The 24,009-nt window shown below is 64.4% G+C and carries 24 protein-coding genes and 1 pseudogene; 17 read left to right on the top strand and 8 right to left on the bottom strand.

Translation table 11 applies throughout. The features are described from left to right. Positions 1 to 8 precede the first annotated feature (8 nt). The 7 genes and pseudogenes from AC3WP6_RS07690 to AC3WP6_RS07720 form a co-directional block, all read left to right on the top strand. Positions 9 to 677, top strand: a pseudogene (locus tag AC3WP6_RS07690) (c-type cytochrome); the annotation flags it as partial. A gap of 58 nt (positions 678 to 735) precedes the next feature. Further along, a complete protein-coding gene (locus tag AC3WP6_RS07695) occupies positions 736 to 1,197 on the top strand; it encodes a hypothetical protein (RefSeq protein WP_008214637.1) in 462 nt (153 codons plus the stop codon). A gap of 141 nt (positions 1,198 to 1,338) precedes the next feature. Next, positions 1,339 to 2,565, top strand: a complete 1,227-nt coding sequence (locus tag AC3WP6_RS07700) for a TolC family protein (protein ID WP_369501528.1) — start codon at positions 1,339 to 1,341, stop codon at positions 2,563 to 2,565. An 11-nt stretch (positions 2,566 to 2,576) separates the two neighbouring features. Beyond that, a complete protein-coding gene (locus AC3WP6_RS07705; protein WP_492628658.1) occupies positions 2,577 to 4,001 on the top strand; it encodes an efflux RND transporter periplasmic adaptor subunit in 1,425 nt (474 codons plus the stop codon). Then, positions 3,998 to 7,171, top strand: a complete 3,174-nt coding sequence (locus AC3WP6_RS07710) for an efflux RND transporter permease subunit (protein ID WP_008213331.1) — start codon at positions 3,998 to 4,000, stop codon at positions 7,169 to 7,171. The genes AC3WP6_RS07705 and AC3WP6_RS07710 overlap by 4 nt, the downstream gene beginning before the upstream one ends. Continuing rightward, positions 7,168 to 7,623, top strand: coding sequence for a copper-binding protein (locus tag AC3WP6_RS07715; protein WP_008213329.1), 456 nt, complete (start codon positions 7,168 to 7,170; stop codon positions 7,621 to 7,623). Before AC3WP6_RS07710 ends, AC3WP6_RS07715 begins: the two co-directional genes overlap by 4 nt. A gap of 130 nt (positions 7,624 to 7,753) precedes the next feature. Further along, positions 7,754 to 8,095, top strand: coding sequence for a hypothetical protein (locus AC3WP6_RS07720; protein ID WP_369501527.1), 342 nt, complete (start codon positions 7,754 to 7,756; stop codon positions 8,093 to 8,095). 134 nt (positions 8,096 to 8,229) lie between these two features. On the opposite strand, the gene merR is transcribed toward AC3WP6_RS07720, so the two are convergent. Then, positions 8,230 to 8,637 carry a mercury resistance transcriptional regulator MerR gene (merR, locus tag AC3WP6_RS07725; RefSeq protein ID WP_369501526.1) on the bottom strand — a complete coding sequence of 136 codons (408 nt, stop codon included), beginning with the start codon at positions 8,635 to 8,637 and terminating at the stop codon, positions 8,230 to 8,232. 70 nt (positions 8,638 to 8,707) lie between these two features. Here merR and merC point away from each other — a divergent pair, with 70 nt between their 5' ends. Then, positions 8,708 to 9,130, top strand: coding sequence for an organomercurial transporter MerC (gene merC, locus AC3WP6_RS07730; protein WP_369501524.1), 423 nt, complete (start codon positions 8,708 to 8,710; stop codon positions 9,128 to 9,130). Between the two features lie 70 nt (positions 9,131 to 9,200). Next, the gene (locus AC3WP6_RS07735) at positions 9,201 to 9,416 is read left to right on the top strand and encodes a GDCCVxC domain-containing (seleno)protein (RefSeq protein WP_037100775.1); all 216 of its coding nucleotides are present in this window, start codon (positions 9,201 to 9,203) and stop codon (positions 9,414 to 9,416) included. 23 nt (positions 9,417 to 9,439) lie between these two features. On the opposite strand, the gene AC3WP6_RS07740 is transcribed toward AC3WP6_RS07735, so the two are convergent. The 4 genes from AC3WP6_RS07740 to AC3WP6_RS07755 are packed head-to-tail and all read right to left on the bottom strand — an operon-like array spanning position 9,440 to position 11,986. Continuing rightward, complete coding sequence (locus AC3WP6_RS07740; RefSeq protein WP_008213358.1) at positions 9,440 to 9,808, bottom strand: ArsR/SmtB family transcription factor; 369 nt, start codon at positions 9,806 to 9,808, stop codon at positions 9,440 to 9,442. 58 nt (positions 9,809 to 9,866) lie between these two features. Then, complete coding sequence (locus tag AC3WP6_RS07745; RefSeq protein WP_008213359.1) at positions 9,867 to 10,376, bottom strand: arsenate reductase ArsC; 510 nt, start codon at positions 10,374 to 10,376, stop codon at positions 9,867 to 9,869. Between the two features lie 12 nt (positions 10,377 to 10,388). Further along, complete coding sequence (gene arsB / locus AC3WP6_RS07750; protein WP_369501533.1) at positions 10,389 to 11,417, bottom strand: ACR3 family arsenite efflux transporter; 1,029 nt, start codon at positions 11,415 to 11,417, stop codon at positions 10,389 to 10,391. Between the two features lie 59 nt (positions 11,418 to 11,476). After that, positions 11,477 to 11,986, bottom strand: a complete 510-nt coding sequence (locus AC3WP6_RS07755; RefSeq protein WP_008213361.1) for an arsenate reductase ArsC — start codon at positions 11,984 to 11,986, stop codon at positions 11,477 to 11,479. 143 nt (positions 11,987 to 12,129) lie between these two features. Here AC3WP6_RS07755 and arsH point away from each other — a divergent pair, with 143 nt between their 5' ends. The 8 genes from arsH to AC3WP6_RS07795 all read left to right on the top strand — a co-directional run bounded on the left by arsH (position 12,130) and on the right by AC3WP6_RS07795 (position 20,788). Continuing rightward, positions 12,130 to 12,912 (top strand): arsenical resistance protein ArsH, encoded by a 783-nt coding sequence (arsH, locus tag AC3WP6_RS07760; RefSeq protein ID WP_008213362.1) that lies wholly within the window; start codon positions 12,130 to 12,132, stop codon positions 12,910 to 12,912. A gap of 20 nt (positions 12,913 to 12,932) precedes the next feature. After that, positions 12,933 to 13,349 carry an arsenate reductase (glutaredoxin) gene (arsC, locus tag AC3WP6_RS07765; protein WP_008213364.1) on the top strand — a complete coding sequence of 139 codons (417 nt, stop codon included), beginning with the start codon at positions 12,933 to 12,935 and terminating at the stop codon, positions 13,347 to 13,349. A 56-nt stretch (positions 13,350 to 13,405) separates the two neighbouring features. Then, positions 13,406 to 13,795, top strand: coding sequence for a hypothetical protein (locus tag AC3WP6_RS07770; RefSeq protein WP_008213366.1), 390 nt, complete (start codon positions 13,406 to 13,408; stop codon positions 13,793 to 13,795). A 212-nt stretch (positions 13,796 to 14,007) separates the two neighbouring features. Further along, positions 14,008 to 15,186 (top strand): TolC family protein, encoded by a 1,179-nt coding sequence (locus tag AC3WP6_RS07775; protein WP_369501521.1) that lies wholly within the window; start codon positions 14,008 to 14,010, stop codon positions 15,184 to 15,186. Beyond that, entirely contained in the window at positions 15,183 to 16,280 is a 1,098-nt protein-coding gene (locus AC3WP6_RS07780; protein ID WP_369501519.1) for an efflux RND transporter periplasmic adaptor subunit, read from the top strand. The genes AC3WP6_RS07775 and AC3WP6_RS07780 overlap by 4 nt, the downstream gene beginning before the upstream one ends. Further along, complete coding sequence (locus AC3WP6_RS07785; protein WP_027489458.1) at positions 16,280 to 19,414, top strand: efflux RND transporter permease subunit; 3,135 nt, start codon at positions 16,280 to 16,282, stop codon at positions 19,412 to 19,414. The genes AC3WP6_RS07780 and AC3WP6_RS07785 overlap by 1 nt, the downstream gene beginning before the upstream one ends. Continuing rightward, positions 19,411 to 19,737 (top strand): P-II family nitrogen regulator, encoded by a 327-nt coding sequence (locus AC3WP6_RS07790; RefSeq protein ID WP_492627163.1) that lies wholly within the window; start codon positions 19,411 to 19,413, stop codon positions 19,735 to 19,737. The genes AC3WP6_RS07785 and AC3WP6_RS07790 overlap by 4 nt, the downstream gene beginning before the upstream one ends. 94 nt (positions 19,738 to 19,831) lie before the next feature. Continuing rightward, positions 19,832 to 20,788 carry a cation diffusion facilitator family transporter gene (locus AC3WP6_RS07795; RefSeq protein WP_008209840.1) on the top strand — a complete coding sequence of 319 codons (957 nt, stop codon included), beginning with the start codon at positions 19,832 to 19,834 and terminating at the stop codon, positions 20,786 to 20,788. Positions 20,789 to 20,815: 27 nt separating this feature from the next. Here AC3WP6_RS07795 and AC3WP6_RS07800 read toward each other — a convergent pair whose 3' ends face one another. Genes AC3WP6_RS07800 through AC3WP6_RS07810 form a run of 3 tightly spaced genes read right to left on the bottom strand, consistent with a single transcriptional unit; the run spans position 20,816 to position 24,005 of the window. Further along, positions 20,816 to 21,400: a phosphatase PAP2 family protein gene (locus tag AC3WP6_RS07800; protein ID WP_008216069.1), complete on the bottom strand. Its 585-nt coding sequence runs from the start codon at positions 21,398 to 21,400 to the stop codon at positions 20,816 to 20,818. Next, entirely contained in the window at positions 21,397 to 22,020 is a 624-nt protein-coding gene (locus AC3WP6_RS07805) for a cation efflux transmembrane domain-containing protein (RefSeq protein ID WP_027489457.1), read from the bottom strand. The genes AC3WP6_RS07800 and AC3WP6_RS07805 overlap by 4 nt, the downstream gene beginning before the upstream one ends. After that, the gene (locus AC3WP6_RS07810; protein WP_081660199.1) at positions 22,017 to 24,005 is read right to left on the bottom strand and encodes an FTR1 family protein; all 1,989 of its coding nucleotides are present in this window, start codon (positions 24,003 to 24,005) and stop codon (positions 22,017 to 22,019) included. The genes AC3WP6_RS07805 and AC3WP6_RS07810 overlap by 4 nt, the downstream gene beginning before the upstream one ends. Positions 24,006 to 24,009: the final 4 nt, after the last annotated feature.

Genomic DNA, 24,009 nt, shown 5'->3' on the forward strand with positions numbered 1-24,009 from the left:
GGGCACCCATGAAAAAACACACTGCGCACGTCATCACGGTCACCGTCACCTTGGGCGTGTTGGCCATCGGCGCCGGCGCGTTCGTCTATTCCGGCCTGTACAACATCGGGGCGGACGATCACCACACCAAGCCGGTGTTTGCCGTCCTGCAGACCCTGCGCGACCGTTCGATCCACATGCGCTCGAAGGATCTGACCGTGCCAAATCTCGACGACCCACAACTGATCCTGAAAGGCGCGGGCCAGTACGCGGCGATGTGCACCAGCTGCCATCTGTCCCCCGGCGTGAACGACTCCGAGTTGCGGGTCGGCATGTATCCGCAGCCGCCCAACCTTTCCAAGGTGCACGTCGATCCGAAGGACGCTTTCTGGGTCATCAAGCACGGCATCAAGATGAGCGCGATGCCCGCGTGGGGCAAGGCGGGCCACGACGATCCCACCATCTGGAGCATGGTCGCCTTCCTGGAGAAGCTGCCCGGCATGACGCCGGCCGAATACAAGGCGATTGTGGCGAAGGCGCCGCCGGATGAGGACATGGACATGGATGAAGGCGGTAGCCACAGTCACGGGGACAGCGATGCGCATGCTCACGATGCGGCAGCCATGGGTGGCATGGACATGAAGGGCATGGACATGTCTGGCCAAGGCGCCGCTTCCGCACCCTCGCCCGCGACGGTCGGCTCGGTCGGCACGAAGCCCCTTGGCGACGGGCACACCCATCCGTAACGGACTTCACATGGCACGCACCCGATCCACGCCACGTAAACCGCGCCCTTGGCGCCTGCGCGACCTACGTCGCGCAGGGCTGACACGCGGGCTGCTGCTGGTCGGTGCGCTGTTCATGCTGGGCCTGCAAACGGCCCTGGCGGCCTACGCCTGCACGATGCCGCCGGCCATGATGGGGTCGGTCATGGCGATGGGCACGGGCGCGGGAGACGCCGCCATGCGTGGCACCTGCCCAGAGATGCAACATGCGGCGAGCGACCACGTCCTGTGCGCCCAGCACTGCGTCCGACAAGTGTCCGCGCCCAGTGATAGCCGCCCTCTGACGGTGCCGCCCAACCTGCTGGCGGCATTGCCGTCTGCGGTGCCGTTCGTCGTCCCGCCCATGCCGGCGGCTTTCGTCCCCGAACGCTACTACCGGCTGCGAGCGCCACCGCCATCGGCCACGTTGTTGTTCTGCTCCCTGCTGATCTAGCGCCTCCCGGCCATCGCCGAGGTGCCGTCGTGCCCACATGGCGCGACGCCTGTTCGATCACGGGAGTGAATTCTCATGCCGTTTTCCTGTTTGGCCCGCCGCCGGTGCGCGCGGGTTCTGCTCATCGTCCTGGGTGGATCAGTGGCCGTCGCTGCGGCCCAAACCGCGGACGTGCCGCCGCTGACGCTCGATGCCGCTGTTCGGCAGGGCATGGTCCGCGCACCGCTGCTCACCGCCCGCAACGCCGCCCTCAACGCGATGCGCGACGAGGCGGTGCGCGCCGGCCGCTTGCCCGATCCGTCGCTGACGTTTGGCGTCTCCAACTTTCCGGTCACCGCTCCGGGCGCCTTCAGCCTGCGCTCGGACAGCATGACCATGCGCACCGTCGGCGTGATGCAGACGATTCCCTCGCATGCCGCACGTGCAGCGGATCGTTCGCTTGCAGCGGCGCAGGTCGATGCCGCCGAGGCCGAGCACACGGCCACCGCACAAAGCGTGCGTGAACAGGTGGCTGATGCCTGGATCGGCGTGTGGGCGGCCACGCAGCAGCGCGCCTTGCTGGAGGCGTTGCGCGACGAAAGCGCCCTCGCCGTGCAGGTCGCCAAGGCGCGGTTGCGCGGCGGTACCGGCAGCGCCGCCGACGTGCTGGCCGCGCAAGCCCAGGCGTTAACGCTGGCCAACCAGATCGAAGCGGCCGACGCCGACGTGCAGGCGGCTCGCGCGTCCCTGCAGCGCTGGTTGGGCGGCGTGCCAGCCACGCTGGCAGATGCCCCGGACTTCGACCAACTACCGGTCGCGCCGGATCAGCTCGAACAGCACATCGACCGGCAGGCGCCGATGCAGGCGTGGCAATCGCGCGAACAGGTGGCCGATGCCGCACTGGCGCAGGCGCGTGCCTCGAAGCATCCGGACTGGAGCGTGAGCCTCATGTACGGGAAACGTGCGCCCTTCCTGTCGGACATGGTGACGTTGCAGGTCGGGGTGAGCCTGCCGCTGTTCACCCGCAACCGGCAGGACCGCGATATCAGCGCGAAGCAGGAGCAGCGCGACGCGGTCGAGTCGGCGTATGAGGATGCACGCCGCGCGCAGCGCGAAACCGTCGCGCGCGACGTCGCCGCCTGGCAGGGCTGGGGCCGGCAGATCGCGCGTGATCGCGAGGCGCTGCTGCCGTTGGCGCGCGACCGCGCCCGGGTGGCCCTGGCGGACTACCGCGGCGGCGGCACGCTGCAGCCGTGGCTGGACGCGCGCCACGACGAAATCGCGTTGCGCCTGAGCTATGTCGACGCACTCGCCACACGCGCCCGTACCTGGGCCGCGCTCGCCTACCTGTTGCCTGCGCAACCCGCCTCTTCGGAGAACACACCATGAAACGTGGATGGATGATCGTCGGCGCCGCGTTGCTGGCGGCGGCGCTGCTGGCGCTGGGTTATGTCGGTGGCCGTCATGCTGGCTCAGCGTCGATGCCAACCAGTTCCGCCACGAGCGCGAACAATACGCAACACAAGGTGCTGTACTGGTACGACCCGATGACGCCGCAGCAGCATTTCGACCATCCGGGCGCATCGCCGATGGGGATGGAGATGGTGCCGAAGTATGCGGACGAGAGTGGCTCCGGGGATCACGACATCGTGCGGGTTTCTGCGGCCGAAGTGCAGAACCTTGGCATGCGCACGACAAAGGTCGAAGTCGGCCGATTGACTGACACCGTGCAGGTGCCCGGCACGGTCGCCTGGGATCAGCAGCTTGCGGTGACCGTGAACGCACGTACCAACGTCACGCTTGAAAAGCTTTACGTGCGCGCCCCGTTCACGGCAGTGAAGGCCGGTCAGCCGTTGGCTGAGGTGCTCGCGCCGCAGTGGAGCGCGGCGGCGGCGGAGTATTTCGCACTGACCGGTGCCGAGTCCGCGGATGCGCGGTCGTTGCGCGCGGCGGCACGCGAACGTCTGCACGTGTTGGGCATGGACGATGCGACCATTCGGGGCTTGCGTGCGAGCAGGGGCACGATCACCTTGCGCGCGCCGATCGATGGCGTGGTCAGCCAACTCGATGTACAGGAAGGTCAGCAGGTCGGCGAGGGCATGCCGATCATGAGCATCAATGGGCTCGACAAGGTTTGGGTCGATGCCGCCATTCCGCAGGCGCAGAGCGGCGGGATCACGGCGGGCACTCCGATCACTGCGACCGTGACTACGCTGCCGGGTGAAACCTTTCAAGGCGAAGTGGAAGCCCTGCTGCCCGACGTGAGTGCGGCAACCCGCACGCAACGCGCGCGGATCGTGCTGGACAATCCCAAACATGATCTTGCGCCCGGCATGTTTGCCGACGTGCGCATCCAGGGTGCGGCCAGTATGCCGCATCCGCTGGTGCCAACCGAGGCGGTCATCGCCGATGGTGTCCATACCCGCGTGATCGAGGCATTGAGCGATGGGCAGTTCAAGCCGGTACTGGTGCGCACAGGCCGATCATCGGGCGACATGACGGTCATTCTCGCCGGCCTACAGGGTGGCGAACGCATCGTGACTTCGGGACAGTTCCTGATCGACTCGGAAGCGAGCCTGTCCGGCGCGTTGACACGCATGGAAGCGGGCAACACTGGCGCGCCTGCTGCGGGAGCAAGCAGCGCGAAGGCAAGCGCAATGCCCGGCATGCAAATGCCGGCCGCATCGAGCGGTAGCAATCCTGGCAAGCCCGAACCTTCATCGCCGGTCGCGCCCACGAAAGGGAAGGCAAGCAACGCCATGCCCGGCATGGACATGCCCACGCCAGCGGCGTCGGCATCGAGCGGTCGCGGAGATTCGCCATGATCGTCAAGCTGATCCGCTGGTCTATCGCCAATCGTGGCTTGGTGTTGCTCGCCGCTATAGCGCTGGCGATCGCCGGGACGATTTCGCTGCTGCGCATCCCGCTCGATGCGATCCCCGACCTGTCGCCGACCGAGGTGATCATCAAAACCTCCTGGCCCGGGCAGCCGCCACAAATCGTCGAGGACCAGGTGACCTATCCGATGACGACCACGATGCTGGGGGTACCGGGGGCGACCGCCGTGCGCGGTAGTTCGATGTTCGGCGACTCTTTCGTGTACGTCGTATTTGCCGACGGCACCGACCCGTACTGGGCGCGCAATCAGGTGGTGGACTACCTGAGTGAGGCAGCCAGCAAGCTGCCTCCAGGGGTCACTCCAGTCATCGGCCCCGATGCGGATGGCTCGGGCTGGATCTACGAATACGCGCTGGTCGACAGCAGCGGCAAGCATGATCTTGGCCAGTTGACCGCACTCCAGAACTGGTTCCTGCGCTATCGGCTGAAGACCGTGCCGAACGTCGCGGAAGTCGCGACGATAGGCGGCATGCAGAATGCGTGGCAGATCGTGTTGGACCCGGCGGCGCTGGCGGCGCGGGGTCTGACCGTGCAGCAGGTCGAGAGCGCCGTCAAAGCCACCAACGGCGCCACCGGTGGTTCGGTGATCGAACAGGGCGAGGCCGAGATGATGGTCACCAGTGTTGGTTATCTCCAGACGCGTGATCAGTTCGCCCAGATTCCGATCGCGACAGCCAAGGATGGCACCCCTGTCCTGTTGCAAGACGTGGCGAGAATCCGGCGCGGACCCACCGAGCGTCGCGGTATCGCCGAGTTGGATGGCCAGGGCGACGTCGTGGGCGGCATCGTGATCATGCGTTACCACAAGAACGCACTCGAAACCATCAAGGCGGTCAAGGCGCGCCTGGCCGAATTGCAAAAGAGCCTGCCGCCGGGCGTCAAGATCGTCACTACCTACGACCGTTCCCAGTTGATCCACCGGGCAGTGACGAACATCGGCGAGAAACTGATCGAGGAATTCATCATCGTCGCCTTGGTGTGCCTGCTGTTCCTTGGGCACCTGCGCTCCTCGCTGGTCGCGATCATTACGCTGCCGCTGGGTATCCTCACCGCTTTCCTGGTGATGGATGCCCAAGGGGTCTCGGCCAACCTGATGTCGCTGGCCGGAATTGCCATTGCGGTCGGCGAAATGGTCGATGCCGCGGTGGTGATGATCGAGAACACCCACAAACACCTGGAGGCTTGGCGTGATGCCCACCCGGGCCAACGCGAACCGGGTGCCGTTGAACGCTGGAAGCTCGTGACGGCGGCGATGACCGAAGTCGGGCCGGCGTGTTTCGTGAGTCTCCTGGTCATCACCTTCTCGTTCGTGCCGGTGTTCGCCCTGGGCGGTGAGGAAGGCAAGCTGTTCGACCCGCTGGCCTTCACCAAGACCTATTCCGTCGCCGCCGCCGCGGCGCTTTCGGTCACGCTGGTTCCCGTGTTGATCGGGTACCTGGTGCGCGGTCGCATCCGTTCGGAACACGCCAATCCCGTCAACCGGTTCGTGCGTTGGATCTACCAGCCGATGTTGGCCTTCGCCATGCGCAGGCCATGGCCAGTGATCGCGATCGCGGTCATCGTGTTGCTGACCGCCCTGCTGCCGGTGTCCCGCCTCGGCACCCAATTCATGCCGCCGCTCGATGAAGGCACCTTGTTATACATGCCGACCGCGTTGCCCGGTCTGTCCGCCGGCAAGGCGGCGCAGTTGCTGCAGCAGACCGACCGTATGCTGAAAACGGTACCGGAAGTCGCGCATGTGTTTGGCGTAGCCGGCCGGGCCGAAACCGCGACGGACAACGCACCGCTCAGCATGTTCGATTCCACGATCACCTTCAAGCCGGAAAGCGAATGGCCCGCCGGCATGACGATGGACAAGCTGAAGGCGGAACTCGACCGTGCGGTGAAGGTACCGGGCTTTTCGAACCTGTTCGTATTTCCGATCCGTGCTCGCACCGAGATGCTGGCAACCGGCATCAAATCCCCGATCGGCATCAAGGTGCTGGGACCCGACGTCGCCGAGTTGCAGCATCTCGCCGTACACATCGCGCGCGTGGCGCAAGGCGTCCCCGGCATCACGTCGGCCGTGGCCGAACGCGCTAATGGCGGGCGCTACGTGCATGTCCAGATTCGGCCCGACGCGGCCGCCCGCTATGGGCTTTCCCAACAGGACATCCAATCGTTGATCGCCACGGCGGTAGGCGGTGCGCCGATCAGCCAAACCATCCAGGGCTTGCAACGATTCCCGATCGTGCTGCGCTATCCGCGTATTGCGCGCGATTCGGTGGCCGCGCTGAGCGCACTGCCGATCGTGGCGCATGACGGGGCACAAGTGACGCTGGGGCAAGTCGCAGACCTCCATGTGACCGACGGGCCGCCGGCGCTGGACAGCGAAGCGGGCGTCCCATCGACCTCTGTGTTCGTCGATACCTCCAGCAACGACCTCGGCGGCATGGTCGCCAAGCTTCAGCACGCGGTGGCGCAACAGGTGACGCTGCCGGCTGGCTATACGCTCGACTGGGCCGGACAGTTCCAGGCCCTGCAGCACGCCAAGCAGCGCATGAACTTGGTGGTACCGACGACGATCCTTATTGTGTTTCTGCTGGTGTACCTGATCTTCCGCGATGCTGCGCAGGCCCTGATCATCGTTGCGACCGTGCCGCTCGGTCTGGTCGGTGGTCTGTGGTTGGTATGGCTCTTGGGCTATGCCGTGTCGGTCGCGACCGTGGTGGGTTTTATAGGCCTCGCCGGCATTACCTGCGAATTTGGCATCGTGCTGGTGCTGTACCTGCGAGAGGCGTGGCAGCGCCGGATGGACGCGGGGGAACTGACCTATGCGGCACTCGATGAGGCAGTCCACGAAGGTGCGCTGCTGCGCGTGCGCCCGATCGCGATGACCGTGGTGGTGATCCTCGCGGGACTCTTGCCGATCATGGTGTTTGGCGGCACAGGTTCGCTGCTCGCTCGCAGTATCACCGCGCCGATGGTCGGCGGCATGGTCACCTCGCCGGTCCTGTCCATGTTGATGATTCCGGCGGCGTTCCGGTTGCTCGAACGCCGGCGGTTGGGCAAACGCAAGAAGCAACATTCATTGCAATCCGAGGAGAACACACCATGAAAACACGTTCCATTTTGCTGAGCGCCATCCTGATGACAGCGATCACGCCCGCCTTCGCGCAGGCGACGTCAGGTACCCAGGGCACGAAGATGAACCCGAACATGCAGAACATGCCGATGCACCCAAATGACTCCGACATGAAGATGATGAACTGTATGCAGATGCACCAAGGCATGAAGATGGACAAGAACATGCCAATGGGCAAGAACATGCGTTGTGCGAATCAGACGGCACAAGGCACGGGTGTTATCGAGGCAGTGGATACAGCCAAGAGCACCGTCACGATCAAGCATCAGGCGATCGCGTCGATCCATTGGCCGGCGATGACCATGACCTTCAAGGTCGACCCGCCGGCACTACTGCAGAAGGTGAAGGTGGGTGAGCAGGTGCAGTTCACCCTGCATCCGGCCGGCATGGCCAGCACGGTGACGGCGATCAGCCCGGCAGGTTGATCGGGAACCGCCGCCAACCGGCGCTTGCCTTCGGCAGGGGCCAACCGGCGGCGGTGGCGGTGCGGCCACGTGCCTCGTGGGGTTTGTGGCCGCGTCTATCACGGCAGTCCGATAATTTTGGAGTACAACGATGAAATCGCACGCTGCGTATCTCGGCACCGCCCTACTATTCACGGGCTTGACCATCGGCACGATCGCGCACGCGACCAATACTTACGCCGACGGCTGGATTGGTCATGTTAACGGACGGCAGCTGGACATCTGCTACCGGGTTACGCCACTGCCCGCCGTCGGCACGCGGCTGCAGGTCATGAGGGTGGCTTACGTGATTCCCAGCAAAGGCGTGCCCCTTGAACACTTCGCCGCGAGCGGGCAAGCCACGGTAACGTCGATCACGGACGCGCATTGCGTGCGGGCCGAACTGATCCAGGGCACGGCGCAATGGTCAGATCACGCGCGGCCCATGCCCTGAACAGGCGCGACGACGAGGCAGCCAAGGCGGCATGCTCCGCGACGGGCCATGGCGGAGTGGCGAAGGCGTGGTTACACCATCCAGCCGATGCACTGCACCGGCGTCATGCCTGTCGCATCCTGCCTGCCGCCATTTCAGCGAGCATGCAGCGAGGCGATCAGCGGGCAGGACACGCTGCGCTGACGCGTACCGCATTGCTCGACAAGCGCAGCGAGGGCCTTCTCCATGCGTGCGAGGTCGGCCAGCCGGTGGCGTACATCGGCCAGCCGCAGCGCGGCCAGACCAGCCGCTTCCGTGCAATGGGTGCCGTCCTCCAGCCGCAGTAGCTGCGCCACCTCATCGAGGCTGAATCCCAACCGCTGCGCGGATTTCACGAACTTCACCCGCGCGACCTCCGCGTTTCCGTAGCGACGAATGCCGCCCGGCGGACGGGCGGGCTCCGCCAACAGGCGCTTGCGCTGGTAGAAGCGGATCGTTTCGACATTGACCCCGGCTGCCTTGGCGAAGGCGCCGATGGAAAGCGTTTCCTGCGTGGAGGGCATGGGCTTGACTCCGTACTTGACTACGGGAATACCTTAGGCCGTCAGCATTCCGCGCGAAAGGAGAACCCCCATGTCCCTGCTCACTCGGCTCGCCGACAAGGCCGGACTGATCGGCAGTGTCGTTTCGGCAGCGGCCTGCGTGAATTGCTTTCCCGCCCTGGCCGGCCTCGGTGCGGCGATCGGGCTGGGCGTACTGAGTCCGTATGAAGGTCTGTTCATCCGCATCCTGTTGCCGGCGTTTGCCGCCATCGCGCTGCTCGCCAATGCGCTGGGCTGGTTCAGTCACCGGCAGTGGCCGCGTGCCGTGCTCGGTATGCTAGGTCCGCTGCTGGTGTTGGTGGCGGTAGGGGTGATGCGGGCCAGTGGCCATCGCACCGGATGGCTGCTCTATCCGGGGCTGCTGCTGATGGTGGCGGTCTCAGTCCGCGATCTGCTGGCGCCGGCTCCCAGCGCGTCCTGCCGCACGGCCAGCGATACGATGGATGCCCAGTGAATCGACACGATAGACAGGGGCGCAGCGAAGACCCTGCCGACACTTTCCATTCATTTCTCCGGCGAAACGCATGACGACCGAACTCATCCTGCAGAGCACACTAACGTGTCCACATTGCGGCCATCAGGTCACCGAGACCATGCCGACTGACGCGTGCCAGTTCTTCTACGACTGTGCGGGTTGCGGCGAGATGCTCCAGCCGAAAGCCGGTGACTGCTGCGTGTTCTGCTCCTACGGCAGTGTGCCATGTCCGCCGATCCAGCAGCAGAAATCCTGCTGCGGGTAGCGATTGGCAGATCACCCAGCCCGTCAGGCTGTTCGGGCTTTACTACGCGACTGGGTACGCGTGCTTGTCGCTTGCCCTGCACCCTTTACAGGCACGCAACTCTTTCCGGTGGCGCAGCAGCAGTTCTCGGTGAGGTAGCCGATCAAGTCGTCCATGGCCGCCATCGAGGCCGCGTAGTAGATGAAGCGGCCTTCCTGCTGGCTGGTGATCAAGCCGGCGTGCACCAGCTCTTTCAAATGGAAAGAAAGCGTGGTGTTCGCCACGCCAAGGCGCTCGGCAATGGCGCCAACCACCAGGCCATCTGGCGCGTGCTCGACCAGCAGGCGATAGATGGCCAGGCGGGATTCCTGGGCCAAGGCGGAAAGGAGCGTGATGGCTTGCTTGGTCTGCATGGCGGTGCGGGGATCTTCCAAGGCTTGGACAGTGTACGGGGATGCGCCCTCGGCCGGGTCAGGCGGACTGTGAGGATGCCGCGGAATCCAACCCTTCGATGCGGCTGCTGAGCGCGAGGCGGTCGAGCGCCTCGATGCGCAGATTCATCAGCAAGCTGATCCGCTGCTGCAACAGATTGCGCGCCAACAGGAACGCCTTGTAGACCGTTTCCCGATCGCCTGAGGCTTTGGCTGGATCGGGAATATTCCAGTGCGCAGTGATCGGTGCGCCTGGCCACGCGGGACACGCCTCGCCGGCCACCTGGTCGCACACGGTGATGACGAAATCCATGATAGGTGCGCCGGGGAGAAGGAATTCGCTCCAGCTTTTGCTCCGCAGCCCTTCGGTCGGCAGGGTGACGGCGCGCAGCACTTCCAGCGTCTGCGGGTAGATGAAACCCTTGGGACGGCTCCCTGCGCTGTAGCCGCGGAAACGGTCTTCGCCGCGATGGTTCGTGATGGCCTCGGCGAGGAGGCTGCGTGCGGAGTTTCCGGTGCACACGAACAGGACGTTGTAGTGACCTTGCATGGCGTGCTCCGATCAGGTTGTCTGGGCTTCGTACCAACGCTTGCTGGTGGTGACGATGCGGACCACGGACAGCATCACCGGCACCTCGATCAGCACGCCCACCACGGTGGCAAGCGCTGCGCCCGAATGCACGCCGAACAGGCCCACCGCCGTGGCGACCGCCAGCTCGAAGAAGTTGCTGGCACCGATCAGGGCCGAGGGTGCCGCCACGCAGTGCGGGACGCGGAACGCGCGATTGAGGACGTAGGCCAGCGCAGAGTTGCCGTAGACCTGGATCAGGATCGGCACCGCCAGCATCGCAATCACCAGCGGCTGGGCGAGGATTTGCTGCCCCTGGAAGCCGAACAGCAGCACCAGGGTCAGCAGCAACGCGCCAAGCGAGATCGGCCCCAGCCGGGCCAGCAGGCGATGGAGTGAGTCCTGGCCACCATGAGCCAGTACGACACGACGCAGGATGACGCTGATCAGCACCGGTACGACGATGTAGAGCACCACCGAGAGGATCAGCGTGCTCCACGGCACGGTGATCGCCGAGATGCCGAGCAGCAACCCGACGATGGGCGCGAAGGCCACCACCATGATCGCGTCGTTCAAGGCCACTTGGCTCAGCGTGAAGTTGGGCTCGCCGTTGCACAGGTTGCTCCACACGAACACCATCGCCGTGCAGGGCGCCGCCGCCAGCAGGATCAAGCCCGCGACGTACGAATCCAGCTGGTCGGCCGGTAGCCACGGTGCAAACACGTGGCGGATGAAGATCCAGCCCAGCAGCGCCATCGAGAAGGGCTTCACCGCCCAGTTGATGAAGAGCGTGACGCCAATCCCTTTCCACTGGCGGCGCACGCCAGCCAGCGCACCGAAGTCGATCTTCAGCAGCATGGGAATGATCATCAGCCAGATCAGGACAGCGACAGGCAGGTTGACCTGCGCCACCTGCATGTTGCCCAGTCTCGTGAACATACCGGGCAGCAGGTGGCCGAGCAGCGTGCCGGCGACGATGCACAGCAGTACCCAGACGGTCAGGTAGCGCTCGAAGAAGCCGATGGAGTTCTTTTTCACAGGGGTGGCGGCACAGGCCTCGCCCACCGGCAGGAGTGTCTCGCTCATGCCGCATCCTCGTCTTCGTCGGTGAGCGTGCCGATGCGATCCAGCGCCTGCTTCAAGGCCTCGCGATCCATTGTCTCCACCGGCAAGTCGACCAGCGCGGTGATCCGGTAGAGGATGAGCGTGTGGGCGCGACGGAACGCCTCCAGCAAAGCGCCATGGCCGTGCGCAGCGGCCGGATCAGGAAGGCCCCAATGGCTTTTGACGAAATCACCAAAGAGCACCGGGCAAGCCTCGTTGGCCGCGTTGTCGCATACGGTGATGACGATATCGAGCGGCGGCGCACCCGCTTCCGTGAAGCGATCCCACGACTTGCTGCTCAGGCCGTCGACTGAAATGCCCGCCGCCTGGAGTTCCTCCAGCGCGTAAGGGTTGACCTTGCCCGTAGGTTGGCTGCCGGCGCTGAATGCCTCGAAACGGCCCTTGCCCAGGTGGTTGAGCGTGGCTTCGGACAGGATGCTGCGGGCGGAGTTGCCCGTGCAGATGAACAGGACGCGGCAGGGATTCATGACGGCTCTCGTACAGATGCCCGGATCGAGGAAAAAGGCAGTGTGTTGGCGATGCACGCAGCTAACAGTTTTCGCGTGACCGTCTTGTTTCGACACTTCCATATTCGTAGAATCATCGCATCAATGCAATACCGGACCCGCCCGTGACCGAAGAACTCCCGCACGTCGATGCCGCCCTGCTCGACACCCCCAGCCTCGCGAAACTGGCACTGCCGGAGGGTGCCGACCATCCGCCGCGCATCCTCATCCTGTACGGTTCGCTGCGGCCGCAATCGTTCAGCCGCAAGCTCGCCCTGGAGGCGGAATGCATCCTGCGCCGGTTCGGCGCCGAGACTCGTGTGTTCGATCCGCACGACCTGCCGATCCTGGACAGCGTGCCGGCCAGCCATCCCAAGGTGCAGGAGCTGCGTGCCCTGTCGCTGTGGTCCGAGGGCCAGGTCTGGGTCAGCCCGGAGCGGCACGGCAGCGTCACCGGCGTGTTCAAGAACCAGATCGACTGGCTGCCGCTCGAGGACGGCAGCGTGCGCCCGACACAGGGACGCACATTGGCGGTCATGCAGGTCTGCGGCGGGTCGCAGTCGTTCAACGTGGTGAACGCGCTGCGCGTGTTGGGACGCTGGATGCGCATGGTGACGATCCCGAACCAGTCGTCGGTGGCCAAGGCCTGGCAGGAGTTCGACGAGAACGGCCGCATGAAGCCCTCGCCGTTCTACGACCGCGTGGTCGACGTGATGGAAGAGCTGTTCAAGTTCACCCTGCTGGTGCGCGACCGCAGCGACTACCTGGTGAACCGCTACAGCGAGCGCAAAGGTGCAGCCGAGGCACACGCCTTGTTGGCTGCCGCCGGTGTGACCGAAAAAGCGGCATCGGCCCCGGTCGTGGTGGAACCAACCAAGGCCAGTTGCTGCGCCGGTGGAGCTTGCTGACGATGAGTACGGCGACACCGATGACTGCCACGATCTATCACAACCCGGATTGCGGCACTTCGCGCAACACGCTGGCCCTGATCCGCCATGCCGGCATCGAGCCCACCGTGATCGAATATCTCAAGACGCCTCCGAACCGCGACCAGCTGATCAAGCTCATCGACGAAGCCATGCTCAAACCGCGCGAAGCCTTGCGTGAGAAGGGAACCCCTTTCGCGGAGCTCGGGCTAGGCGCTGCCGGAATCACCGATGACGTCATCATCGATGCCATGTTGAAGCATCCGATCCTGATCAATCGTCCCTTTGTGGTCACGCCACGTGGCACACGGTTATGTCGTCCCTCCGAAGTCGTACTCGACATTCTTCCGCCGGTGACGCAATCGTTCGTCAAGGAAAACGGTGAGGTAGTAATCGCTGCCCATGGCCAGCGGATCTGATCAAAAGCGGCCAAGTGAAATTGTCTAACAGCGCGACTGTCGTTTAGGATCGGCGAATGTATCGGTTCGCGCCACCACTGCTGACTCGCCTGCGCCGCCACCGCGGTCTGTGGGTATTGGCCGTGGCGGTGCTGCTGATCAAGTTCGTCAGCGGGTCGTTCTGCGTAGCCGATGGGGCCGGAGTGCGATTCGCTGCGGCGACCGCGGCTGCCCCGACCACCCTGGTGGCGGATACCGCCGTCAGCACGACATCGGCTGACGATGCGAACAGCTGTCTCCTGGGTGAAGGGAGCAACTGTCATTGTGCCTGTGCGCATTCGGTGACATTGCCCACCAGTGCACCGCTTCCCATCGCCCGGTTGGAAGCCCACTTCGCACCGCTCACCCTCCATTCGGGATTCATGCCGGCTACGACCGGCTCGCTGCTGCGCCCTCCGATCGCCTGAAACCGCTCCGTTACGCGATACCACCGCCTGTGCGGTGCGTCGCTTCGTGACCGTTTTCAGGAGATCGCTTCATGTCTGTTTTTCGTTCGGTGCCGATCGGCGCCGTGTGTCTGTTGTACGCGGCAATGCTCAGTGCCGCCCCCGCATCCCATTCCTCCCCCCCAGTAGCTCCCCCACCCACATCGTTGGCGACGTCTCCCTTGCAGGAGGCGGTGCGCCGGATCTGGCAGGCCAGTCCCGAGGTCCAGGTCGCGCGGGCCGACCTTGACGCGACCCAAGCTCGTGCGCGTGCTGCTGCGCAGCCGCTGTACAACCCTTCGCTGTCGCTCGATGCCGAGAACGCCGACGTCAATCGACGCACGGCTGGCCTCAGTCTGCCGTTGGATCTGTCCGGCAAGCGTCGTGCCCGGGCCAGTCAAGGCGAGGCCGACCTGCTGGCCGCCGAGGCGACCTATAACCTGGTGCGTCGTGACGTCGCCGCCCGCTGGTTGAAGGCGTGGTCGACGGCCGCACTCGCCGCCCGACAGAGCGAGTTGGGGCAACGTCGTCTGGCGTTGATGCAGCGCTTCGATGACCTGGCCGCGCAGCGACTGAAGGTCGGCGACATCAGCAGCCCCGAGCGCGATCTGGCCGGCTTGGCCTTGGGCGAGGCGCAGGTGCAACAAGCCACGCTCGCGAGCAACGAAGCGGCGGCCCGTGCCGCGTTGCTGGCCATCAGTGGCGATCAAGGGGCCACGCTACCATCGCTGCCCAAGGGTCTGTCACCGGCGGCAGACAGTGTCACGCCGTTGCCCGTCGATGAGCTGCCCGAACTGCGGCAGTCGCGTGCTCAGCAAGCGAGCGCCGAAGCGGGCGTGCAAGTCGCCCGCCGGGCACGCATTCCCGATCCCACGCTCAGCCTGACCGGTGGACAGGTGCGCAGCGGGCCGCGCACCGATCAGGTGATTGGCCTGAGCGTGTCCATTCCCTTGCCGGTGCTCAACACTGGCCGCGCTGAAGTCGATGCCGCCCGAGCGGAAGCCGATGCGGCTGCGGCCGGCGTGCGTTCGCGCCAATTCGTACTGCGAGCAGGCCTGCAGGAAGCACAGGCCCGCTATGCCGCCTTGCGGCAGGCCACCGAGGCGTTCCGCAGCGGCCGTGCCGCCGCGTTCGAGGATCGCACCGCATTGCTGGAAAAACTCTGGCGCTCCGGCGAAATCAGTACCTCCGATTACCTCGTACAGCTCAAACAAAGCCTGGACACCGCGTTGTCCGGCCAGGAACTGGAAAGCCAGACTTGGCAGACCTGGTTCGACTACCTCACCGCTGCGGGCCGTCTCACCGACTGGCTCGATGGCCGCACTCAGGATGGCCCTGCTCAGGACGGCCTTAATCAGGATATCTCCCGATGAATCTCTCTCTTTTGAAACGCAGCCTGCTGGGCATGGCGCTCCTGGCCGCGCTGGCCGGTCCCGTGATCGCACAGGAACCGGTAGCGGCCAATCCCCTCGCACTCGACGCCAAGGCGATCAAGGACGCCGGCATCGTGCTCGCCAAGGCCGCCCCACGTGCCTTGACCGACGAACTCAAAGCGCCCGGTGAAGTGAAGGCCGATGCGTATTCCACCGTGCTCGTGTCGCCGCGCGTGGAATCACAGGTGCTGGCCCGCAAGGCCAAGCTCGGCGACGTGGTGAAGGCCGGCGCGCCGCTGGTGGTGCTTTCCAGCGTGCAGGTGGCCGAGACGCAAGGTGCCTTGATCGTGGCCGAACAGGACTGGCAACGGATCGCGTCGCTCGGGCCGCAGGCGGTCTCGGCACGGCGCTATAACGAAGCGAAGGTGCAGCGCGATCAGGCGCGCGCCAAGCTGCGCGCCTACGGGCTGTCCGACGGTCAGATCGGCGGTCTGTTGCGCAAGGGTTCGGCCGGCGCGGATGGCAGCTTCGAGCTACTGGCCCCGGCTGGTGGCCGGGTCACGACCGACGAGTTCCTGGTCGGTGAGCGCGTGGAACCGGGCCGCACGTTGTTCACCCTGGTCAAGGAGGATTCGGTCTGGGTCGTCGCCCAGATGGCGCCAGCGGATGCCGAACGGGTCAAGCCGGACGCCGACGCTCGCATTCTCGTGCATGACACGGCGATCCCCGGCAAGGTCGTGCAGCGCTCGCATCAGACCGATGAGCGCACGCGCACGGTGCCGGTACGCATCGAAGTCGATAACCGCCAGGATCTGTTGCATCCGGGCGAACTGGTCGAGGCGCGCATTGCCACCGGCAGCGCCGTGCAAAAGCTGGCCGTGCCCGCCGAAGCGATCGTGCTGCTGCAGAACCAGCCGACCGTATTCCTCGCCAAGGGCAACGGCCAGTTCGAGCCGGCGCCGGTCATGGTCGGTGACACGCGTGATGGCTGGACGGTGATTACGCAAGGCCTCAAGGCTGGCGACACCTACGTGCGCAAGGGCGCCTTCGCCCTGAAGGCCCGCTTGTTGCGCTCGCAGCTGGGAGAAGAATGATGCTGGAACGTCTGGTTGAATTCTCCCTGCGCTACAAGGCGCTGGTGCTGATCGCCTTCGTGGTGATCGGCTTCCTCGGTTTCCAGGCGGTGCGTCAGCTGCCCATCGACGCGTTTCCCGATGTCACACCGGTGCAGGTCAATGTCTACACCGAGGCATCGGGGCTGGCGGCGGAGGATGTCGAACAACTCCTCACCACGCCGGTGGAATCGGCGCTCGCCGGCCTGCCCAAAGTGGAGCAGATCCGCTCGGTGAGCTTGTTCGGGCTGTCCTATGTGTCGGTCTACTTCGACGACAGCATGGACATCTACTTCGCTCGCCAGCTGGTCAACGAACGGTTGCAGCAGGTGGGCGATCGCTTGCCGGCCGGCTACGGCAAACCGGAGATGGGACCGAACACCTCCGGTCTCGGCCAGGTGTTCTGGTACACCGTCGAACGCGCCGACAGCACCTTGAAAGGCGCCACGGCCGGTACGGCACCGAACGACATGGATCTGCGCACACTGCAGGACTGGACCATCCGTTTGATCCTGCGCACCGCACCGGGTGTCGATGACGTCAGCTCATGGGGCGGCCAGGAAAAGCAGTTCCAGGTGCGCATCGACCCGATGAAACTGATCGCGCACAAGCTTGGCTTCAAAGAGGTGATCGAGGCGCTGCAGGCCAACAACGCGCAAGTCGGCGGCAACTTCGTCGATGTCGGCCGCGAGCAGTACCTGGTACGTGGACTGGGCCTGATCCAGAACGCGAAGGATCTGGGCAACATCGTGCTCAAGACCGAAGACGGCACGCCGGTCTACGTGCGTGACGTGGCCACCATCACCGAGGCGGGTGCGCCCCGCACCGGTGCCGTGACGCGCGATGGCAAGGAAGTGGTGATGGGCCAAGCGCTGGCTCGCATTGGCGAGAACGCCAAGAGCGTGGTCGATGCGGTCAAGGCCAAGCTCGACACAGTGAAGCAATCCTTGCCGCCGGGCGTGGTCGTAAAACCGGTGTACGAGCGCACTGAACTGGTCAACGCGGCGGTGGGCACCGCGGTGCGTGCGCTGGTGGAAGGTTCGATCCTGGTGGCACTGGTGCTGTTCCTGTTCCTGGGTGAGTTTCGCAGCGCGCTGGTGGTCGTCGTGGCGTTGCCGTTGGCGATGCTGATCGCCTTCATCTGCATGAATCAGGTCGGCCTGTCGGCCAACCTGATGTCGCTGGCGGGCCTGGCGATCGGTATCGGCATGATGGTGGACGGCGCCGTGGTGATGGTGGAAAACGCCTACCGCATCATGGCCGAGCGCAAGGCGCATGGCGGCCCAGTGGATCGCACGTCGGCTGTGCTGGCGGCCGCCCGCGAGGTGGCCAACCCGATGACGTTCGCGATCGGGATCATCATCGTGGTGTTCCTTCCGCTGTTCAGCCTGCAAGGGCTGGAAGGCAAGATGTTCAAGCCGATGGCGTTCAATATCAGCTTCGCGATGGCCGGTTCGCTGATTCTCGCCTTGACGCTGATCCCGGTGCTCGCCGCGCTGGTGTTGAAACCCAAGGAAGAAAAGGACACCTGGCTGGTGGCGTTCCTGAAACGCCACTACGCCACGGTGCTCGCCTGGGCGCTGGCGCGCCGCAAGCTAGTGCTGGGCATCGCCGCCGGAGCCTTGGTCGGCAGCCTCGCGCTGTTCCCGTTCCTCGGCAAGGAGTTCATGCCTAACCTGAAGGAAGGCGCCATCATGTGGCGCATTACCTCGATTCCGTCGGCATCGCTGGACGAATCGATCGCCATCTCCAAGCAAGTGTCGACACTGGTCAAACAAAAGTTTCCGGAAGTGGAAACCACGCTGGCGATGATCGGTCGCGCCGAAAAAGGCGAAACGGCGGATGTGAACTACATGGAGGTGTACACGCCGCTGAAACCGAAGGATCAATGGCGCAAGGGCGAGACGCTGGAAAGCATCGAGGAAGCGATGCAGAAGGAACTGTCGGCGGCGCTGCCCACCGCGGTGGTGAGCTACACGCAGCCGATCCAGATGCGCATCGAGGAACTGATCTCGGGTGTGCGCGCCACGCTGGCACTGAAGATCTATGGCGATGACCTGGGCGAACTTGATCGCTTGAGCAGTCGCATCAAGAACGTGTTGGCCGGGGTGCCTGGCGTCGCCGATCTCGCGCTGGAGGCGAACATCGGCAAGCCGCAGATCCGCATCAAGGTGGATCGCGATGCGCTGGCCCGTTACGGCTTGAACGCCGACGACGTGCTCACCGTGGTGAAGAACGGCATCGGCGGCGAGCCGGTGACGACCTTACTCGACGGCGTGAAACGCTTCGACATCGCCGTGCGGCTGGACGATGCGGACAAGGCCTCGTTGCCGGCGATCAAGCGCATTCCGATCCGCACGCCCAGCGGCGCACTGGTGCAGCTGTCGCAGGTGGCTGAGGTCAGCGATGCGGAAGGCTACTCGTTCATTCGTCGAGAACAACTGCAGCGCTATGCGGTGATCCAGATGGATGTTCGCGGTCGTGACATCGACGGCTTCGTCAAGGAAGCCAATGCGGCCATCGCGCAACAGGTGAAGTTGCCGACTGGCTATTACAGCGAATGGGGCGGCGCGTTCGAGAACCAGCAGCGGGCGTTGAAGCGATTGTCGCTGATCGTGCCGGCGACGATTTTCTTCATCTTTGTCTTGCTCTACACCGCGTTCAACTCGGTGAAGCACGCCACGCTGATCTTGGCCAACGTGCCGTTTGCCACCATCGGCGGCATCGTCGGCTTGGCGATCACCGGGCAATACCTGTCGGTACCCTCGGCCATCGGCTTCATCGCGGTGTTCGGCGTGGCGATGTTGAACGGCATCGTGCTGGTGAGTTTCTTGAACGAACAACGTGAGAAAGGCTTGCCTGTGCGCGAGGCAGTGATCCGCGGTACGGCCCTGCGCATGCGCCCGGTGATGATGACCGCGAGCGTAGCGATCCTGGGCCTGGTGCCGATGCTGCTCTCCAGTGGCGTGGGTGCGGAAACCCAGCGCCCGCTCGCCACCGTGGTGGTCGGTGGTCTGATCACCTCGACCTTGCTGACGCTGGTGCTGCTGCCGGTGCTCTACGACTGGATCGAAGAACGCGCCGCCCGGCGCCTCGCCAAGGAGAAGACCCCATGAAAGAAGTGAAGGCATTCATCCATCGCGGCCGCGTGGTCGACGTCATCCATGCGCTGGAAGATGCGGGGTTTCGTTACCTGTCGGTGAGCGACGTCAAAGGCCTGCTGACCGCGCTCAACGGCCAGGAACAGGTCTATTCGATGGAACTGGGCGAACGGGTGACCCGGCAGATCAAGCTCGAAGTGTTCTGTGAGGACGATCAGGCCGAACGGGCGGTGCAGTTGATCCGCCTGCACGGGCGCACCGGTCAGAGTGTGGCCGGCTGGGTCTACCAGAGCACGGTGGATCGGGCGTGGCCCATCGACGGTCAAGGGGCTGAATGAAGAAGACGGGCGGGTCACTCCCGCCCGTCCTTCCCGATGTCATGTCATAACACTTTGGCGCTCACGTAGAGTGGCCGCCGCACTGGAGACTCCTATGGGCACAACCAAGCCCCACGAACATGACCATCATCACGACCATAGCCATGGCGTGGCACCGGATGCGGACAAGAAGTACCTGACCATCGCGCTGTTGCTGCTGCTCGGCTTCATGGCGGTCGAAGTGGTGGTCGGCATCCTGGCCAAGTCGTTGGCCCTGATTTCCGATGCCGGGCACATGCTCACCGATGTGGGCTCGATCGGACTGGCGCTTGTCGCGATGCGTCTGGCCAGCCGCCCGGCCAGTGGCAGCTACACGTTCGGACTCAAGCGGGTCGAAATCCTGAGCGCCCAGGCGAACGGGCTGACGCTGTTGTTGCTGTCGGTCTGGTTCATCGTCGAGGCGATCCGCCGGCTGATCGACCCGCCGGTGGTGGAAGGTCTGCTGGTCACGGTGATCGCGGTGGTCGGTATTGGCGTCAACCTGCTCGCCGTGTGGGCGATGAGCAAGGCCAACCGGCAAAGCCTCAACGTGGAAGGCAGCTTCCAGCACATCCTCACCGATCTCTACGCCTTCATCGCCACTGCCATTGCCGGTGCCATCATCTGGTGGACGGGTTGGAATCGCGTGGACTCCCTTGCCGCACTGGTCGTCGCCGGATTGATGCTGAAAGCCGGTATCGGACTGGTGCGCGACTCGGGCCGCATCTTCCTGGAAGCGGCACCACGCGGTCTGGACCCAGTATCCATTGCCGAGGCGATCCGTGCCATGCCGGCGGTGACTCGGCTGGACGATCTGCACGTGTGGGAAGTGACCTCGGGCATGCCGGCACTGTCGGGCCACATCTACGTGAATCACGACATCGACTGCCACGATGTGCGCCGAGAGATCGAAGCGATGCTGCATGATCGTTTCGCCATCACGCACACCACCTTGCAAACCGATCACGCGACCACGGACGAATCGGCCCGCGCGACAGGCTGCACGTTCACCTCACCCGGCGCAGCGCACTAGACCCTCGCTTCGCAGCGGGGCGAAACCTTATCCCTGAGATGGCAATGGCGCGATGGCTGATGTCACGGACCGGCGAAACCACAGCCAGCCACTGAGCATGGCCAGTCCGCCCATCCCGAGGGCTCCCAGCATATCGCCGGGGTAGTGCACGCCCAAGTAGATCCGTGCCCAGGCCATCGGCAGGCCGAGCAGTGCGATCCCGATGCCCCAAGGCCGGCTGCATTGATTCAGCAACAGTATGCCGGCCACCACCCATTGCACAGTCAGATGGTCGCTGGGAAAGCTGCCGGTCGCCGCATGAGACACCCATGCTTGACCGACTCCAGCGACAAAGGGACGTGCGCGATCCCAAACCAAGCCGATGATCAGGTTCGCGAGCAATGCTGCAGCGGCGGCACCCGATGCTTTCAGGGCGATCAAGCGCATCGACTGGCGAGGAACCATCAGCATCCACCCAAGAAGGAGAGCTGTCAGGATCAACGGTCCATCGGCCAGGACGCGCGCCACATGAAGCATCGCTGGCGACGGTGGCACCGGCGAATGAATGGCGTTGAACAGTCGAAGGTCAACGGCGTAAACCATCGAGCCAAATCCCGAGATCGGCGACGTCATGGCTTGCCGTTCGGTGCAATGGCGGCGATCCGTGCGTCCTTCGCTTCGCGCAGAATGCCCAACGCCTCCTTCAGCACGTAGCAGGCGATGGCCGTACCGATCACCAGATCAGGCACGGCGCTGTGCAGAAGAAGCACCAGCACACCGGACACGATCACCGCCAGATTGGCGATGACGTCGGCCCGCGTGCATATCCAGATGGCGCGCAGATGCACTTCACCGTGACGAAATCGCGCCAAGAGCCTCAGCACCGTGGCATTCACGATCAAGGAAACGAAGGCAACGCTCATCATCCATAGGCCTTCCGGGTGGCTACCGGTCACCAGACGCCAGAGCACCCCCACCAGTACGCCGACGCCAAGAACCACCAGCAAGGTTCCATTCCAGTGCGCGGCCGACGCCTTGAAATAGGCGCTGCGTGTCCACGCCAGCAAGGCGATGCCGTAGGCGCAGGCATCGCCCAGCATATCCAGCGAATCAGCGACCAGGCCCATCGATTGGGCGATCAGGCCGGCCACGACACCGACCACGAACATGGTGGCATTGAGACCGAGCGCGATGCGCAGGATGCGGCGTTCCGCCTCGCTGGCGGCTTCGGCGTGGCAACCGCAGTCGCTCATGCGCGATCCTCTTCCGGGCGTGTAGTGGTGGATGCGGGCAATGCGTCGGGAGCGCTACGGCCACGAAGCATATTGAACATGAAACCCGCACTCAGCATCAGGACCACGGCGATTTGTGCGAGCAGCGTCTGCCAGGTCGGATAGATGCCGAGCAGTTCAATGTGCGGCACCGGGGCGACCGTCACCGACACCCAGCCAGCTTCCTGCAACGCGGCGATGCCCTTACCCGCGAGAACGACGGCCAGCACGGCGATCAGGATCGAACTCGCCGCGAAGAACTTGCCGATGGGCAGACGCCGACTGGTGCGCAGCAGGAGCCAGGCGATCAGTCCCAAGGTCACCGCGCCGGCCGCAATGCCGCCCAGCAGCCAGACTTCCTGGCCGTCGTTCCAGAGCGCGGCGTAGAACAGGATCGTCTCGAACACTTCCCGATACACCGAAATGAAGGCGAGGCCGAACAGGAACCACGCCGAACGTCGGTCGAGTGCCGCGGCCATCTTTTCCTTCAGGTAGGCCTGCCAGCGTCCACCAATACTCTTTTGGTGCATCCACAAGCCGACACTGAGCAGCACCACGGCGGCGAACAGCGAAGACAGGCCCTCGGTTAGTTCGCGACCGGCGCCACTGATCGAGATGGCATAGCTGGCCAGTGCCCAGGTGATCCCGCCGGCCACCAAGGCAAGAATCCAGCCGGCATGCACGTAACGCACTTCCACGCGTCGATCTGCCTTGCGCAGGAAGGCCAGCAAGGCGACGACCACCAGCAAGGCTTCCAGACCCTCGCGAACCAGAATCGTGAAGGCGCCGAGGAACGTGGCGGCCGGATCGCCCGCCGCATCCGCCGTGACCTCCTGCGCCTGCGCAAGCAGGACATCCACGGCGTGGGCCTGCTGGGTCACCGCCGGCAGCGCGGCCTTGCCCGACACCGCTGTGCGATAGGCGCCCATGGCCGTTTCGATGCGGGCGCGTAGCGCGCCATCGCGTGCGTTGAGCTGGGGTTCGATGGGTTCGACGCCATCGAGATAGGCCGACAATGCCAGTTGTGTGGCTTCCTTGGCGTCGCCGGCACGATAGGCCGCCAGGCTTGCAGCAAGTCGCCCCCGCGCAAGCGGAAGCCCCGTCAACGCCTGTTGCATCGCCTGCGGATGCGCACGCAGGTAACCGATGATCGCGCGGGCATGTTCGGCACCCAGTGCAGGAGCCAGTTGCGACACGCGTGCTTGCGACAACTCCTTCAGGTCCGCGATCTGCGCACGCGCGGCCGTATCGTGCTGCCAGAGGGTCGCACCGGTCGTGGCTTCGCGGGTATAGGCTAGCGACCCCACGTAGTACGCGAGTGCCCATCGCTCGTCCGACGACAGCCGGGACGAGTAACTGGCCATCGGCGTTCCCTCGACACCGTGGCTGATCACTTCGTACAGGGACAGCGGGCTGCGCTGGTCCGCACGCGCCTGGTCAGTGAAGTCCACCGGTCGCGGATTGAGCTGCAGCCCCACGGGACCATCGCCATGCCCGGTGGCGCCGTGACACATGGCGCACTGGTTCTGGTACAGCGTTGCGCCCTGCGTCAGATCGGGCGCTTGGGCCGGCGCGGTGGGTATCGGGTACGCCTTCAGCAAGGCATCGGCCAGGGCATGTGCCTCGATCGCCACCTGCGCTGGCGAGGCCTTCGCATCCACTGAAGCGATGAGCTGGTCGGCCTGGGACAACAACGCGGGTGTACCGGGCGTCGGCGGCAACGCCTGAAGGCGGCGATGCACGGTGGCTGTGAACTCCCGCATCTCGGCGTATTCAGACGCGCTGAGCACCGCTCCGTTCTTGACCGCGCCGGCGTAATCCGTGGCCAGATAGTCGATCATCTGCCATGTCTGCGGCACGGTTGAACTGACGTCTTGAGCATGCGCCCGCGGGAGTGGGAGTGCCCAAAGCAGAAGGGCGGCCACGGAGAGGTTGCGCAATATGCTGCGAATACGAGTCGTTATCATTCAT

It is taken from the genome of Rhodanobacter sp. FW106-HT46G03 (assembly GCF_058789895.1).